The organism is Williamsia muralis (genome assembly GCF_002735905.1).
Taxonomy (GTDB): Bacteria; Actinomycetota; Actinomycetes; order Mycobacteriales; family Mycobacteriaceae; genus Williamsia; species Williamsia muralis_A.
Genome location: NZ_PEBD01000011.1, coordinates 122000 through 138114, shown reverse-complemented (window position 1 = coordinate 138114; position 16115 = coordinate 122000). Strand labels below are relative to the sequence as shown.

14 protein-coding genes and 2 pseudogenes are annotated in these 16115 nt (G+C 62.4%); 9 read left to right on the top strand and 7 right to left on the bottom strand.

The features are described from left to right. The first annotated feature begins 244 nt into the window (after positions 1–244). Positions 245–562 carry a hypothetical protein gene (locus CSW57_RS22075; RefSeq protein ID WP_099384788.1) on the top strand — a complete coding sequence of 106 codons (318 nt, stop codon included), beginning with the start codon at positions 245–247 and terminating at the stop codon, positions 560–562. A 101-nt stretch (positions 563–663) separates the two neighbouring features. Here CSW57_RS22075 and CSW57_RS22070 read toward each other — a convergent pair whose 3' ends face one another. Further along, entirely contained in the window at positions 664–1230 is a 567-nt protein-coding gene (locus CSW57_RS22070) for a TetR/AcrR family transcriptional regulator (protein WP_099384787.1), read from the bottom strand. Between the two features lie 154 nt (positions 1231–1384). Here CSW57_RS22070 and CSW57_RS22065 point away from each other — a divergent pair, with 154 nt between their 5' ends. Next, entirely contained in the window at positions 1385–2575 is a 1191-nt protein-coding gene (locus CSW57_RS22065) for a cytochrome P450 (protein ID WP_099384786.1), read from the top strand. Between the two features lie 233 nt (positions 2576–2808). On the opposite strand, the gene CSW57_RS22060 is transcribed toward CSW57_RS22065, so the two are convergent. Then, a complete protein-coding gene (locus tag CSW57_RS22060; protein ID WP_099384809.1) occupies positions 2809–3522 on the bottom strand; it encodes a PaaX family transcriptional regulator C-terminal domain-containing protein in 714 nt (237 codons plus the stop codon). Positions 3523–3750: 228 nt separating this feature from the next. Between CSW57_RS22060 and CSW57_RS22055 the strand changes: the two genes are divergently transcribed. The 3 genes and pseudogenes from CSW57_RS22055 to CSW57_RS22045 all read left to right on the top strand — a co-directional run bounded on the left by CSW57_RS22055 (position 3751) and on the right by CSW57_RS22045 (position 7479). Further along, positions 3751–4782, top strand: a complete 1032-nt coding sequence (locus CSW57_RS22055; RefSeq protein WP_189339401.1) for an oxygenase MpaB family protein — start codon at positions 3751–3753, stop codon at positions 4780–4782. Between the two features lie 27 nt (positions 4783–4809). Further along, entirely contained in the window at positions 4810–6468 is a 1659-nt protein-coding gene (locus tag CSW57_RS22050) for an acyl-CoA dehydrogenase family protein (RefSeq protein WP_099384784.1), read from the top strand. Further along, a pseudogene (locus CSW57_RS22045) lies at positions 6465–7479 on the top strand (crotonase/enoyl-CoA hydratase family protein). Before CSW57_RS22050 ends, CSW57_RS22045 begins: the two are co-directional and overlap by 4 nt. Positions 7480–7562: 83 nt before the next feature. Here the strand turns inward: CSW57_RS22045 and CSW57_RS22040 are convergent. Further along, on the bottom strand, positions 7563–7967 hold the full coding sequence (locus CSW57_RS22040) for a YidH family protein (protein WP_099384783.1): 405 nt from the start codon (positions 7965–7967) through the stop codon (positions 7563–7565). A 302-nt stretch (positions 7968–8269) separates the two neighbouring features. Here CSW57_RS22040 and CSW57_RS22035 point away from each other — a divergent pair, with 302 nt between their 5' ends. Genes CSW57_RS22035 through CSW57_RS22020 form a run of 4 tightly spaced genes read left to right on the top strand, consistent with a single transcriptional unit; the run spans position 8270 to position 11789 of the window. Beyond that, on the top strand, positions 8270–8674 hold the full coding sequence (locus CSW57_RS22035) for a DUF7144 family membrane protein (RefSeq protein ID WP_099384808.1): 405 nt from the start codon (positions 8270–8272) through the stop codon (positions 8672–8674). Between the two features lie 28 nt (positions 8675–8702). Further along, complete coding sequence (locus tag CSW57_RS22030; protein WP_099384782.1) at positions 8703–9362, top strand: GAP family protein; 660 nt, start codon at positions 8703–8705, stop codon at positions 9360–9362. A gap of 22 nt (positions 9363–9384) precedes the next feature. Continuing rightward, on the top strand, positions 9385–10098 hold the full coding sequence (locus CSW57_RS22025; protein ID WP_099384781.1) for a GAP family protein: 714 nt from the start codon (positions 9385–9387) through the stop codon (positions 10096–10098). Then, on the top strand, positions 10095–11789 hold the full coding sequence (locus CSW57_RS22020) for a SulP family inorganic anion transporter (protein WP_223249438.1): 1695 nt from the start codon (positions 10095–10097) through the stop codon (positions 11787–11789). The genes CSW57_RS22025 and CSW57_RS22020 overlap by 4 nt, the downstream gene beginning before the upstream one ends. A 29-nt stretch (positions 11790–11818) precedes the next feature. On the opposite strand, the gene CSW57_RS22015 is transcribed toward CSW57_RS22020, so the two are convergent. From CSW57_RS22015 to CSW57_RS22000, 4 genes and pseudogenes are all read right to left on the bottom strand, one after another. Next, positions 11819–13204, bottom strand: coding sequence for a DUF1254 domain-containing protein (locus CSW57_RS22015; protein ID WP_099384780.1), 1386 nt, complete (start codon positions 13202–13204; stop codon positions 11819–11821). A 237-nt stretch (positions 13205–13441) separates the two neighbouring features. Beyond that, positions 13442–14407 carry a cation diffusion facilitator family transporter gene (locus CSW57_RS22010; RefSeq protein WP_099384779.1) on the bottom strand — a complete coding sequence of 322 codons (966 nt, stop codon included), beginning with the start codon at positions 14405–14407 and terminating at the stop codon, positions 13442–13444. 49 nt (positions 14408–14456) lie between these two features. Beyond that, a pseudogene (locus CSW57_RS22005) lies at positions 14457–14629 on the bottom strand (IS3 family transposase); the annotation flags it as partial. Positions 14630–14770: 141 nt separating this feature from the next. Further along, on the bottom strand, positions 14771–16060 hold the full coding sequence (locus CSW57_RS22000) for a DUF1214 domain-containing protein (RefSeq protein WP_189339400.1): 1290 nt from the start codon (positions 16058–16060) through the stop codon (positions 14771–14773). Positions 16061–16115: the final 55 nt, after the last annotated feature.

Genomic DNA, 16115 nt, shown 5'->3' with positions numbered 1-16115 from the left:
ACCGCCGGCACGGTCGCACGAACGCGGGGGGCTGAGGCTGGCAGCGCGATGTGCCGGCGTTCTTTTCGCCGCGGCCACTGTGGTGATGTGTCGGTAGGAGCGTTTTAGGCACGAGGCGGGCGGCCCAGGAATCATCGCTCTGGAGGTCGCCGGAACGCATCGGCGCGCAACCGAGATCATCAGCACCTGGGGACCGCAAGGCGTTGCGGCGGCGCGTAAATCGGTGTGGCTCGATTTCGGCTACATGAGCATTTACGGCACGTTCGCAGCCCTACTGTCTGAAAGGGCACGCCGCCGACACAGTGACCGTGCGATAAGCATTCCGCAGTACCTGGTTCCGGCGGCGTGCGTGGTGGCGGTCGCCGCAGACGCATGCGAGGGCGTGGCGTTACTGCACGTCCTGCAGGATCGGGACCGGGGAACCAATGCTGCGCGGGCCCGTCGCGCAGCCTCGTTGAAGTTCGGAGCCCTCAGCATCGTGCTCGTCTACTGGGCCGCCTCCCATTTCCTGGCCCCGACAACGCCGGCTGCAGAGAGGCAGTTGACAAGCGACGCAGTGTGATACAGCACGCGGCTGGCTAACCGGTCGCGGTCATCGATGTCTTGGCTCCTGCACGCGGGTGACCATCACCGGTCCCGTTGTGCGGCGGTGACTGCCCGGCCTCAGTGAGCGCGCGCGTCGCGTGCGGCGAGCAATCCAACGGCCAGGGCTTCGATGAGGTGTGGTTCGTCGGCCTTGTCTGCAGGCGGCCACAGCACTAGCGCCAGGACCCCGCGGACGGCGGTGGAAGTGGTGATGGTGTCGGCGGGGTCGAGGCCGATCAGCGCGGCGGCGACTTCGGCCAGGGCAGGTGAGCGGCTCGCGGCCAGCGCCTGCTGCCCGGCGTGACGGGACCGGAGGAACTGCCGGGCGATGCGATCGCTGCGCATCTCGCGCACCGCGACCGCGATGGCGGTACGGGCCCGGTCAAGACCCGTTCGATCGGAGACTGCGGCATGAACAGTGTGGGTCAAACGGGTGGAAGTGCTGACGAAGACGGCTTCGAGGAGTTGCTGTTTGCCACCGGTGTGCCGATAGACCGTAGCGCGAGAACAGTGCGAGCGGGCGGCGAGTTCGTTGAGGTCGAACTTGTCCACGCCACGCTGAGCGATGAGGGTGCCGGCGATGTCGACCAGGCGGTTGCGGGCGGTCTCTGCTCGGGCCGAGCCGAGCAGCCAGTCGTCGGTCATATCTCAGTATGAGACACCGTATGTTTTTCGTTCAACACGTCTGTGGTGGTGAAGGTGGTGCGGTGAGACACCGCACTTTCTGTCATCCACCGCCTGCGTGTCGACATCTCCCGGGTGTCTTGTGCTCGGTGATGGGACGATTGATGCTGCTCACATGCATGATCTGAACAATCCGTATCCCTTCTATGCCGAGCTACGCCGGTCGTGTCCTGTTCACCGGGTCGGTGATTCGTCGTTCTATGTGGTCAGTACGTGGGATCTCATTGCCGAGGCTCTCGCCCGCCCACAGGATTTCTCGTCCAATCTCACCGCGACCATGTTGTGGCGCGATGACCACACGGTCGGCGAGGTCGATATCGCCTCGTTCGGTGCCCCGCTGCACGTGCTGGCCACCGCTGACGGCGACCGTCATCGTGGGCACCGCACGATGGTGATGCCCTCGCTCGTCGCTGGTCGGGTGCGCGCGCTGGAACCTTTTGTCCGCGATACCTATCACCAGTTGTGGAGGGCGGGACTCGATGAGCACAACCGCATCGATTGGGTGCAGGCGGTGGCGCAACGACTTCCGATGACGGTGATCGCGCATCTGGTGGGACTACCTGCTTGCGACATCGACGACCTGCTGCGGTGGACGATGGCCAGCACAGTCCTTCTGGACGCTGTTGTCACCACCGAAGAAGTCAGAGACGCCGTCGCGGCAGTCGTTGAGTTCTCCACCTACCTTGCCGAGGCATTCGATGCCGCCGTCACCGCGCCCGGCACCGATGTCGTGAGCGATCTCGCCCGGGCGGCTGCCGGAGGCGACATCGACCGCGAGACCGCGATCCACATGTTGATTCAAATCGTCACTGCCGGCGCAGAATCCACCGTCAGCCTGCTCGGCACCTCTGTGTGGATGCTCGGTCGCCGCCCCGACACCGTCGAGCAGTTGCGCACCGACCACACCCTCGTACCTGTATTCATCGAGGAGGCGCTGCGTCTTGAATCACCGTTCCGCGGCCACTATCGCCACGTCGTGAACGACACCACGCTCGGCGACGTACACCTTCCCGCTGGATCGCACCTCTATCTGGCCTGGGGATCGGCCAATCGCGACCCCGAACGATTCGACAACCCCGACACCCTCGACCTACGTCCACCCCGTCGACGGACGCACATGGCCTTCGGCAAAGGACTGCACCTGTGCGTCGGGGCGGCGCTGGCGCGGCTCCAAGGTCGTATCGGTGTCGAGTTCCTTCTTGAGTCCACCACCGCTCTCAAACTCGACAACCCAGCCCCGGACTGGACACCTAGTGTGCTCTCCCGACGCTTGCGGACTCTGCCGATGACAGTGCGCCCATCCTGAGCATCGCCAACTCGTCCCATGCGCCAGCGCCCATCATCGAGTCAGATCCAGCCAACCTGAACAAGCCGCCGCCGTTCACACATCCGCGCAGCAGCGCCTTGCGTCAAAGACGAAGACGTACGGGCGATGCCAGTGCGTAGCTCGGTCGATCCAGGTGATTGCCAAAACTGGGATCGGCCGCATCGCCGACCACGTGGTGCAGGGTCCCGGCACGGGATAAGTCGGGGTGAGCTTCATGGGTGTTCGCGCATGCTGGCAAGCCATGCCCGGTAGTCGTCGTACGTGGTGCTGAGTGCCTGTCCTGGCCAGTCGTCAGGAAGGAGCTCAGTTGGCAGCAATGGATCGGTTTGCAGGTGGCGGACGGCGGCGACCATGGTGACAAAACGGGTGGGTTCATCGGTGGCCGCGTCGAGTTCATCGAGGTATCGCAGCGCGAGTCGACGCCACTCGTCGAGGTCCCAGAGTTTTTGTGCGAGTTCTACCGGATCGCCCAATGGGGAAGCTTCGAAACAAGAAGACACGGCCTGCAGGCGGTCAGGCCAGCCGCGCTGGAGGTTGGCCGGCCGCATCCAGACTCCCTCGCGAAGTTCGCCGACGCGTTGGCGGGCCATGTCTGCGCGGAGTGCGACTCGTTCGGGAGCGCTCCGGCCCGTGGTGGTGACCACGGCCATCTCCCACGTTCCCGTCCACGTACGAAACTCGGGCGTGCGCACCGATTCTTGGCGAGCGATCAGTCGCTCGGAGAGGGTGTAGAGCGCGTCCGCACGGACGAGATCCCCGCTCGCGACCATGCGTGATAACGCCACACGAGTGGTCGATTCGCTGAATCCGATCAACTTCATGGCGGCAACGATTTCTCGACCTGGAAGCTGAGGCGGTTGCGCGCCGAGTAGCAGGCTCAGCAGCGCGGAGCGCGCCGACACCGGCGGTACGAGGGTGGTATTCATCGGTCCCTGACTGTACATCCCCAGCAACATTACAGTCTTGCGTCACTCGACTACATATTGTAATGTTCAGCCTACGTGGCGGGCCTTGCCGCGATGGCACGGACCCAGCGCCGCTATGGAATGTGGCGCGCGAGACGCCCACCCCGACCCATCCGGGGCGCGGATCATCAACTGCTCAAACATGATTCGTGGTTCATCTCCTCTGACAAAAGAAGGATTGACGTCCGAATGACTACTACTGGCAAGTACTTACCTAGTAACCACGGGTCACAGTTGGCCGACGTCGATCCCGACACTGCCCGCGCAGTCGCGTCCGGCGGGACCGATGCTGATCCTCTCAAGCCCGGTACGTTCGGCCGGTGGATGGCTGGGCACCCCCTGGTGTTGGTGTACGCCAACGTTCCAGCCCTGATCATGCCGACGCTGCACCCCAAGATTGCGCACGTGTTGAGCGAGAAGGACCGCGCGCTCAATGGCAGCGAAGGTTTACCCACCTTGCAAGCGACTGCTCGACGGCTGATCAGTACCTACGAGATGGTGATGGGGATTGTCTTCGCGGGCCCCGAAGCCGAGGACGTCGCTCACGGTCTGCACGAACTGCACCGTCCTATCGCCGGTTCGCTTCCTGACGGCTCGCCCTACCACGCTTGGAACAAGGAGTTGTGGAACTGGACGTGGGGGTCAATTCTCAAGGCGGGCATCGACATTGCCGAGGAGTTCGCCCTGTTCCGGACTGCGGACGAACGCGAACAGGCCTTCCTGGCATTACGGGAAATCGGTCGCCGGTACGGCGTTCGCAGTCTGCCCGACACCTACACCGATTTCCTGGACTATTGGCAACCGTTTGTCGACAAGACCCTCGCGGTCGGTCCTGGCGTTCAGTTCATCGTCGACCATGCTTTGACCCTCGCCAAGCCTCGTGGGTGGGAACGCGTTCCGACTCCGTTGTGGCGCATCATGTCTCTGCCGATCACCCGCACGATCCGGGTGGGCATCCTCGCCGGTGTCCCGCAGAAGTTCCACGCCGACATGGGCTTGCGGATCACGCTTGTCGATCGCATCGAGCGGCGCATCCACGGGCTATTCTGGCGCACTCTGCCGCGTCCGGTCGCCGGCGCCTTCGCGCCTTGCTACTTCGGGCTTCGTCGCCGCTTCGGCACGCCAGGATGGCGCACCGTCTACTCGCGCGCGCAATTGGCATCGAACAAGGCCACGGCCGACGACATTCGCCGCGCCGCACTCACCACGGCAACCGCATGACACCTTCAACAACAGGGAGCAACTGACATGCCCACACATCAGGTGATCAACCAGGTTCCACCGTTGATCGGTTCCAACGCTGCCGACACACCTGTCATAGCCGAGGCGCTGCACAGGGCCGACATCAGCGAATCCGCAGTCGAAGAAATCCGCACGCTCGGCGCCTTCGCAGGCACGGTCGAGGCCACCGAGCTCGGCGATCTCGCCGAAGCACACCCACCCGTCCTGAACACACACGATCGTTACGGCCACCGGATCGACGAGGTGACCTACGATCCGGCCTACCACCAGCTCATGCGCCACGCCGTTGATAACGGCCTGCACGGTGCCCCGTGGGCCGACCCACGCCCCCATGCCCACCTGATCCGGGCTGCCAAGTTCAGCGTGTGGGGTTCGGTCGACGCCGGCCACGGATGCCCGATCTCGATGACCTACGCGATCGTTCCCGCACTACGCGCTGCACCCGACATTGCCGGGCGGTACGAACGCCTGCTGTGCACAACAGACTATGACCCGGTCCTTGGGCCACCACTGACCAAACGTGGACTGCTCGCGGGCATGTCGATGACTGAAAAGCAGGGCGGCTCCGATGTCCGCGCGAACACCACCACAGCCACCTCGCAACCGGACGGCACGTACCGCATCACTGGCCACAAGTGGTTCACCTCAGCGCCGATGTCGGACGTCTTCCTGGTCCTCGCACAAGCACAGGCGGGCCTCTCGTGCTTCTTCGTACCGCGAGTACTGCCCGACGGTAGCCGAAACACGTTCGCGCTCCAGCGTTTGAAGAACAAGCTCGGGAACCATTCCAACGCCAGCAGTGAGATTGAGTACGACCAGACGATCGGTTGGCTCGTCGGCGACGAAGGCCGTGGGGTCAAGACCATCGTCGAGATGGTCAACCTCACCCGGCTCGACTGCGTGCTCGGTTCGGCCACCGGAATGCGCACCGGCCTCGCGCATGCCGCACACCATGCCGCCCACCGCAGTGCCTTCGGAGCCACACTCGCCGAACAACCGCTGATGCGAAACGTGCTGGCAGATCTGGCGATCGAGGCAGAAGCGGCCACCACGGCCGGACTGTTCCTGGCCGATCTCACAGACCGTGCGATCGCAGGCGATGAACGGGCCGGTCTACTACGGCGGATTGCGCTCGCCGTCACCAAATATCACGTCTGCAAACGCGCGCCGATCCATGCCGGCGAAGCGCTCGAATGCCTCGGCGGCAACGGATACGTCGAGGAGTCACGCATGCCGCGCCTATACCGAGAAGCGCCGCTGATGTCCATCTGGGAAGGGTCGGGCAACGTCGCCGCCCTGGATGTGCTGCGTGCCATCGCCCGCCAACCAGAAACACTCGATGTCTTTGTCGACGAAGTCCGATGTGCCACCGGTGCCGATGGAAACTTCGACGTCGGTGTGGGGCGACTCGAGCACACCCTGTCCAGACTCACCTCGGCAGATTCCGATGCACTGCAGTACCAGGCACGCAGGATCGTCGGAGATATGGCGACTGTTCTGCAAGGTTCACTTCTGTTGCGGTACGGGCACCCAGCGGTCGCGGACGCCTTCGCCGCGAGCCGTATCGGCGGCGACCACGGCGACGTCGTCGGCACACTACCGACCGGCGTTGATACCGCAACTTTGATCGACCGCGCCACCCCCAGGATCGAAGACAGCCAATGAGCCCCTCCGGCAACGACCCTGGCGCCCAGCCCGCCCAGTGGCGTCACTCTCTCATCGACGGTCACGACTCACTGTTCGCCGACCGGATCGCATCTGAGGCACCGACTGAGTACAGCACTCTCACCTATGAGGTCACCGGCAGAATTGCGCGCATCGTCTTCAACCGGCCCGAACGCGGCAACGCCATCACCGCAGCCACCCCGGCCGACCTCGCGGCAGCAGTGGAGCGGGCCGATCTTGATCCGCGTGTCCACGTCATCGTCGTGTCAGGCCGCGGGCAAAGGTTTCTGCGGCGGCTACGACCTGTCGATCTATGCCGAAAATGCCGGCACACCCGCCGACGACCACACCAGCACCACCGGGACCGTTGTGGATCCCGTGGTTCAAGCACGCAACCACGATCCGACCGGAACCTGGGACCCCATGATCGACTTTCAGATGATGAGCCGGTTCAATCGCGGCTTCGCCAGCCTGTTGCACGCCAACAAGCCAACCGTGGCCAAACTGCACGGGTTCTGCATTGCCGGCGGCACCGACATCGCGTTGTACGCAGATCAGATCATCTGCGCCGACAACACCCGCATCGGCTACCCACCCACACGCGTATGGGGCATACCCGCAGCCGGCATGTGGGCCCACCGACTCGGCGACCAACGCGCAAAGCGACTACTGCTGACAGGTGACAGTCTCACCGGAAGCCAAGCCGAGCAGTGGGGACTGGCCGTCGAAGCCCCACCTGCAGACCGACTTGACGAACGGACCGAAGACCTCCTTCGCCGCATCTCCCAGGTCCCCATCAATCAGCTCGTCATGACCAAACTCGCCCTGAACAGCGCCCTACTCGCTCAAGGCGTGGCAATCTCAGGGATGATTAGTACCGTCTTCGACGGCATATCCCGCCACACACGCGAAGGCCACGCCTTCCAAACCCGCGCAGCAACAGAGGGATTCCGAACAGCTGTCCGCGAGCGCGACGAGCCCTTCGGCGACGCCAAGACGCAACCTTCCTGAACCCGTCGGCACCTGAGAGGTCGCGACATGACAACCGATCGGCCGTCACAATGACGTTGCCGCCCCGATAGCGCGGCGGTCGATCATCCACTCATCAAGCTCGCGACTGCGAAAGCGGTCGACAGCACCACGATGATCGCCACCAAGAACCAAATTGCAGCCCCACCTGGCAGGGCCCCGCCCTCGCGCAACGCCCTATCTGTGGCACGCCACCGCCACGCACCCAACACGGCCGTCAGGGCACCACAAACAATCAGTGCTACGCCCAAGGTTTCGCGAACTCCTGGCTCGCCGAACGACTCGACAAAGTGAAGAACCGCAACCCCAGCCGCCACCAGTCCTAATGCCGTGCGAATCCAGGACAACACGGTGCGTTCGGCCGCCAGCGTGAAACGGGCATCCACCGCACCCGGCAGAGACTCGGATGTCGGCGCTGTACTGCGTCCAATCTGTTCGCTTTCGCGGCGATCGTTGAAATCAGCAGACATCTACGCTCCCTCGAACCTCGTTGCAACGCAATCCCGATCGGACACCTCTTCTGCCGTTATCGCAAGGGGGTGACATCCCTGCCCGAAGTTTTCACCATGCCGGGACCTGAACTGCGCTGCAACAGCATTGATTGCCTACATCGACGAATTGCTATAAAAAACTAACATTAAGACTGCGAAACATCCGCTGATCGATTCCCCTGCTCGATAAACTTGTTTTGGCTGAAACCAGTGCCAGCGCGATTGTTCCGGAGGAACACGGTGCGCACGCCACCCTGCTCCATCACACCAGAAGAGGCCTCATGACCACTCCCCCTGACCGGCACCCTGTCAAGCAGGGCCTCGCCGGAGGTACCACCTTTGCAGCGGCAGTCCTGCTTGGAACCGCATCGATTTTGGCCGTACTGCAAGGCATCGCCGCCCTCGTGGACGACGAGTTCTTCGTTGTCGGACCCCAATACACCTACGAGTTCGACATCACGGCCTGGGGATGGATCCATCTCATCGTCGGCATTCTCGGCGTCATGGTGGCTTTCGGTTTGATGACCGGTGCGGGATGGGCACGAGCGACTGCTGTCGTACTTGCCGCGCTGTCGATCATCGTCAACTTCCTCTGGCTTCCGTACTACCCGCTGTGGTCGATTCTGATCATCGCGCTCGATCTCATCGTCATCTGGGCGGTCACCACATGGCGAACCGAGTACTAGCCGACTAAAAGGGGTACGGAGTTCTCTGATGGGTGCAGTGATCGGTGACCTGTTGCCTCTGGCTGTGGGTGTCGCAGTTTCTCCGATCCCCATCATCGCAGCCATCCTGATGCTGCTCGGCAAGCATGCTCGCACCACCAGCATCGGATTCGCCCTCGGCTGGCTGGCCGGGATCGTTGTCGCCACCGTCGTCTTCGTGTTCCTGGGCGGTGCAATCGACTCCGACGATGGCCCATCCACTGCGGCGTCGTGGGTCAAGATCGGGTTGGGTGTAGTGCTTTTCGCTGTCGGGGTTCGCCAATGGCGATCACGAGGCGGCGAACACGCCACTCCGAAGTGGATGTCGGCCATTGATGAGATGAAGCCCGCACAAGCAGCCGGTATCGGGTTTGTGCTGGCTGCGGTCAACCCGAAAAACTTGTTGATGTGTGTGGCAGCGGGAGTCACCATCGGTGCCGGCTCGCTCAGCGGTGGGGAAAGCATTCTCGCGGTGGCAGTGTTCACCATCATCGCAGGCATCACCGTCGCAGTACCTGTGGTGGCCTACCAGGTCGCCGGTACGCAGATGCGTGGGCCGTTGGACTCCCTCAAATCCTGGCTGCAGGACCACAACACTGCCGTAATGAGTGTGCTGATCTTGGTGATCGGGGTTGTGTTGATCGGCAAAGGCATCGGCGGTCTGGGCTGACCGATGGGCGGAAGGCGCATCGATGGACTCGTTGATCGTTTCATTGATACCGGTTGCGCTCGGGATCGTGATAAGTCCGCTGGCTGTGATCGCACTGGTAGCGGTGTTGTTCTCACACAACGCCACTCGAAACAGCGTTGCTTTTCTGACCGGATGGGTGATCGGCATCGTCGGCGGTGTGGGTGTGTCGTACGTGGTGTTCGTGCTTCTCCAGGTGCACGAACGCCGACAACCGCCGTTGTGGGTGCCGATGGTGCACCTGGTGCTTGCCGGGGTGATGTTCGTCGGCGCTTGGTTTGTTTTCACCCGCCAGCGCGTGCGATTGCACGCGATGACCGGGGCCCACAGCCCCGGCGACATCGCCTCTGCGGCACCCCAACTACCCAGCGTGCTGGCCCACGTCGCGGAGTTCAGCACAATTCGTTGCTTTTTGCTGGGGCTCGGTCTATTTGTGCTCAACCCGGTCGATCTATCGTGCGCCGTGGCTGTCGGACTCGACCTGCGCCTCAGTGGTGTCGCTGGGTACATCCAGTTCGCTGCCGCAGTCCTGTTTGTCGTCGTCGCGGCCGGCTCGGTCGCGCTGCCGGTCGGCTATCTGATGATCTACCGTGATCGGGCGACCGCCCCCCTCGAGAAGCTGCGAACCTGGGTGGCGGGCAACACCAAACTGCTCAACGCTGCGCTGTTGATGCTCATCGCTGTCATGCAGTTGACCAAAGGGGTGCAGGGCCTGTGACATTCGATCTCCGACATCAAGTCTTTTCATCTCTGAGCCGGTACCAGCGCGCCTACCTGCGACCTGACCTGGTCGCCGGGGTAACGGTGTGGGCGGTCATGGTGCCCGAGGCGTTGGCGTACGCCTCGATTGCCGGGGTCCCGGCCGTGGTCGGGCTCTACGCGGCGGTCCCCGCACTGTTGCTCTACGCCGCCTTCGGAAGCTCACGGCACCTGATCGTCGGTCCGATGTCAGCTACAGCCGCGCTCTCGGCGGCGATCGTAGCCGACTTTGCCGGCGGGCAACCGGATCACTTCATCGCGATCACCGCCGCCCTGGCGCTGGTCACCGGAATGATCGGCATACTTGCCGGCCTGGCACGGCTCGGGTTCGTCGCTGCATTCATTTCCGAGCCGGTCCTCAAGGGTTTCATCGTGGGCCTCGCGCTGACGATCATCGTCGGTCAGATTCCCGCGCTGTTCGGCATCGACAAAGGCGAGGGGAACTTCTTCGAGAAGACCTGGTCGATTGTCGAGCATCTCGGTGATACGCACTGGCGCACCGCAGCAATTGGTTTCGTCAGTCTCGCCCTCGTTCTGGTACTCCGCCGGTGGCTACCGCTGGTGCCCGGTGCGCTGGTGGTCGTTCTCGGCAGCGTGCTAGCGGTATCCCTTTTGGATCTGGACCGCCGAGGCGTCGACATTGTCGGCGCCATCGACCCCGGCCTACCAGAGCTTGGATTACCCGACGGCTTGTCCGGTGCGGATTACCTCGACCTCGTCGGTCCCGCGGTCGGGGTGCTGCTCATCGGATTCGCCGAAGGCCTGGGCGCGGCGAAAACGTATGCAGCCAAGAGCGGTTACACCGTGGACGCCAACCGCGAACTGACCGGCCTGGGCGCGGCAAATCTGGGCTCGGGCCTGTGTGCGGGCATGGTCGTCAACGGAAGCCTGTCCAAAACCGCCGTCAACGGGGGCGCCGGTGCCAAGACTCAGCTCAGCGGCCTGACCGTAGCGGTGTTGACACTGGTGACCCTGCTCTTCTTGACGGGGCTCTTCGAGAAACTTCCCGAAGCGACGCTCGCCGCGGTCGTCATCGCCGCCGTCATAGACCTCGTCGACATCCCGGCCCTGGTGAACCTGTACCGCGTCTACACCGCACGGCTCGGCCGAATCTATGGCCACGCCACCCGGATCGACTTCCTCGCAGCAGTCGCCGCCATGGTCGGCGTGCTTGTCTTCGACACCCTGCCTGGTCTGGTCATCGGCGTCGCCGTATCACTTCTGCTACTGCTGTACCGGGTCTCACGTCCACACGTGGCTAGCCTGGTCAAACAAAACACCCGTTGGGTTGATCGCGCCAACCATCCCGACCTCGACGCCATTGCCGGGGTTTTGGTCGTCCGAGTCGAAGCCGGGCTGTTCTTCGCCAACGCAGACCATGTCCGCGACCACATCACGAGCCTCCTGACTCCGGAAACGACTCGCGTCGTGCTCGACGCCGAAACCTCATCGTTCATCGACGTCAGCGCCGTGCGAATGCTCCTCGAGCTTCACCACACACTTCGCAGCCGGCACGTGGGACTCCGCATCGCCCGCGACGCCGCCCAATTCGGCGACGTCATGGCCGCAGTCGACCCCGACCGTCGCATCGGCCTTTACCCCTCGGTCACCGCAGCGATCGATCAGCCCGACCGCAGGGACGATCATTGAGCCGCGATCTCAGTTGATTCGTGCCCGGATCAGGACGCGGCGATGTCGCCCAGCTTCCAGGTGCGGTCGAAGTACGTCTCCAACGGCCCGTACAAACGGAAGTACGAGAACCAATGCTGACCTGGGATGGTTTGTATCCAATTGCCTTCGCGCCCTTCAACTGGCCGCGGCCCGAAGTGTAGATCCACCGACCCATCCTCGTTGTACACCAGATCGGAATCGCGAGAACCCCGGTCGCCGCGCTGCTGTTCGTTGTCGATCAGACACCGTGTGTCGACCGAGTACACCGTCACCGACCAGAACAGCTTGGCGGGCGGGTCCGCCGGGACGTGCAGGGTGTAATGCTCTGCGCCGTCGAGCCATTGACCGAGACTGTCGGTGTAGCACCCCAAATATGCCTGACCGAGCCCGGGAGTCTGACTTTTCATTGCCTCAGAAAAGCTCACCGCTTCGTAGAACCACGAAGCGCGCTCGAGGAGCTGGTCGTAGAACTCGGTGCGCTGACTCGATTTGTCGAGCGCAAGAACGAGATCCCACTGCCGGTCAGGCCAATATCGTGAATCGGGGAATCGTTTGACGAACGTGTTGGCCTGGGCCATCAACTCACCAGCAGCGGCCGCCGACTCGAGAATCGCGGTCAGCCGGGTATCGGGTGCGAAGGGTTTGCCCTTCTCGACTCCCAACGCGGCAAGCATGGCCAGATAAAAACGGTCGCGTTCATCGACGACCTCGCTCTGATAGATACTGTGCAACCGTTCCCAGTATTCCAGGCCGCGGGGTTGGTCACCTGACCACGGTTTGCCCTCCGGCGACACCACTTTAGTCGTAGGCGGATCATTTCGGGCGCTGAACGGGTACACCCTGACCGCCTCGACAAGCTCCTGAGCCCGTGCTGGATCGGGATCGAGCGTTCGAAAACCGAACATGATGTTCACGCCGCTGGAGTACTGCACAAAGTAACCCTCTGCGTCCTCGGGCACCGACTGCCCCGGTGGAATGACCAGATGTCGCCCGCCTCTGCCTTGATCCGGGCCCATCTCGCCCATGACACCGATCTCGCGTTGCCAAAAGTCCGACAGCCCACCGGCAGTCGGTCCTGCCGGTAACTCGATCACCAGAGGACCGGTCTGGCTCAGATCGTAGAAGTTGAGAATGTAGGGCGTCGTCGCGTTTGCGGTGATCAACCCAAGCCGATCCCGATAACTCACATAATGAACGATGTCAGAGCTAGTTGCCCCGAACACCTCATAATGAACCTTCTGCCACTGTGCATACGAAACGAGCGGCAACGCCCACAGATACACCTGGCAGGCCATCTGATAGTCGAGTTCATCGAACACGATCGAGACATCATCACGCAACGGCAACTCACCATCGCGGCGAACCTGCCCCAACCGCCCCGGTAGATCGGCCATGACATCAACCTCCAGTGATCGGATTCCCCCGGCCCACCGGCAGCAGAGAAACGACATCAATTCCACTGACCATTTCACCGCAGCGCAGCACATTTCGCAGACTTTCGTACTGAACCCGTCGTGAGCCGGATCCACCCCAGCCGACTACGAGACCGAAGAGCAGACCCTGCGGTCGCGCGGATCGTTGGTACTCAGTTGCTCAGATCCGCGGTGCCGCACACTTCACCCAGGGTGGTACTAGTCGAACGTCAGCGAGGCCTCGTCCGGCGCGGCGAGCGTCAGCACAGCCTCGGTCACCCGCGGATCGTTCTCAAGCTCGGTTTCCAACCGTCTAAGCATCAGCGCCAGCGAGTCCTCGCTGCTGTTGCCGGCGAAGTCGATCGCGGCCACGATGAAAACCGTGGCGGGTCCGGTGTACTCGATGTGCAGATACGTGACGCGGTCGACATCGCGGTGCCCGATCAGCCGGCGTAGCAGCATCTGGCGTGTTGACGGATCTACTGTCTGGCCGAGGAGGAACCTACGGTTCTGGTTGATCAACATCACCGCGACCACGCCCAACAGCAGACCCACCAAGATCGAGCCGATGGAGTCGTAAATGGACGAACCGGTGAGCTGGTGAAGTGACACGCCCGCGAAGGCGATGACCAGTCCGATCAGTGCCGCAGCGTCCTCGGCAAAGACAGCTCGAAGGGTGGGGTCGGAGGTACGAAAGACCAGACGAAGCAAGCCGACTCGGCGCTTGCCGGCGTCGCGTTTCGCCTGCCGATAGGAACGAAAGAACGAGATGCCCTCCAGGAGGCCTGCGGTGGCGAGCACGGCATAGGCAACTGCGTAATCGGTGGCAGGTTCCGGGGAAAGGAGCTCTGTGACACCATGTTGAATCGACACTGCTGCCCCCACCGCGAACAGGCCGAACGCAGCAAACATCGACCAGATGTAGGCCTCCTTCCCGTAGCCCTGGGGATGGTGGGCATCTCGGCGACGGTGCGAACGCCGCTCGGCGACAAGCAGAAGGATCTCATTGCCGGTGTCGGCCCACGAGTGTGCCGACTCGGCGACCAGCGATGCCGATCCCGTGATCACTGCTGCAAATGTTTTCGCGACGGCGATAGCAAGATTCGCAGCAAACGCGATCACCACCGTCACGAAGCTCTCGCTTCCAACCGGTTCCGCGTCGGTGTTCTTTCGCGCCGCTGCCACAACCTCACCTCCCACCGACAGAGTATTCGAAAGGACATTGTCAACACCCGGGTACGCCGATCAAGGGCGTTCGCCTGAAGAAGAGCGGACATACAACGCCATGGCGGCGTTGTCTCCGCATGCTCCAACTCTGCCCAGAGATCCCCTCAACATGTTGTGGGACAACGCTTTCACGAACGCTCTCGAACGGAGCTGGCTACCACGATCCGAGTGGACGAACGCAGGCGTCCGAATCGAGTTGATCAACCGCGTTTCTCGAGGCCCGCACGGCCGGAACCTAGCCTCCGCAGGCGCTGCCGTTCTGCCGATGCCGGCACTCCTTGCGAGGGCCAACAAGTCCCTTCACTCGGCAGTCCCTACAGGTCACGTCGCCTTGGTGAGAACGGGTGGGGCCCATTGGCCTGCCGCTATCTTGGTCGAAGGTAGGTAGAGGCGCAGGTCTGCGGTGAATGGCTTGCCAGGAGGCGTTGGTAGCCAATTACTTTGGGGAGTGTTGGCTGGAAGTTCGGCGGCGAAGTGGACTGTTGTTGATCCGTCGTCGTTGGTCTGCAGAGCGGACTGGTAGCCGAGGGTGTAGCGGCCGTGTTCGTTCGGTACCAGCATGTAGTCGGGTTTCCCGTAGGCGGTCAGTGACCAGAAGGCGGCTGCGACCGTGTCGGGTGTGGCGCCGGCGGCAAAGGTCAGTGTGTAGTGGTGGTCGCCGGTTGGGGTTTTTCCGTCTGCGTCCTGATGCAGCATCTCGTAGACGGCTTCGGTTGACGAGTTCCACCAGATCCCTCCGAAGTTCGCGGTGGCTCTAAACCAGTAGTCCGCACCAAACGATGGGTAGGCCGCTGTGGATGACCACCCGTTGGTGATGTCTCCGAAGCTGCCTACGAACTGCAGGAACTTTGGTATCGCCTGTTGCCTTATCACTGCGTCCACGTGGGGCAGTGCACGTTCGTCGTGGCTGATCTGGGATGCGACCGCTCGAATCACCGGGTGGAGCTCGGTTGCGCGTGGGCACGCGTCTGCTGCTGCAAGTGCTGCGGCGAGGGTGGGTTCGGCGAAGACTTCAGCGCCGGGGAGGTTGGCGTTGGTGAAGGTAGGAAACTCGACGATGGGGGTGGGTTGTGGGCGACCGAGGGAACTGAGGCTGAACGCTTTCTGCAGTGAGATCGCCAGGTCAGGATCGGTTCCGAGTTGCACACGGGTCAGTAATTTGGCTTTCGACGATGGGATATCGATGCGCAGGCAGTCGTCAGGGTAGCTCGGCGAACTGCCTTGCAGGCACAAGGCATACCGGCCATATGGTTTGTGCGGGTAGTTGCGTTCGTTGATGTTGTGCGTGATCTCGGCCCACTCGTCCACGATCTGTGCTGTGTAATACGTGCCAGCGGGGATTTCTGGGATGGTCAACACGGCAGGCGTGTTCGCGTCGACGGCTACCCATGCTTCGGAGTACACAACGTCTAGGTTTGGGTTGACGAAGGTCGGTGCCGATTGCGATGACGTCCCGGCAAGCACCGGCGGATTGTGCTTGAGGACGTTGTAGTCGACATCGGGGTCGGCTAGGTCGATCGTTTCCTGTCGGATGACCAGATATCGACCCAGGAGGTACACGTACGCCTCGACGATGTCGGTGTCGGACAGTGTTGCATGATGTTGCGGCATTATCGCCCTTCGCTGGAGATGGCAAGGATCGATGTCGCGTTTGCCTGCAACCTCG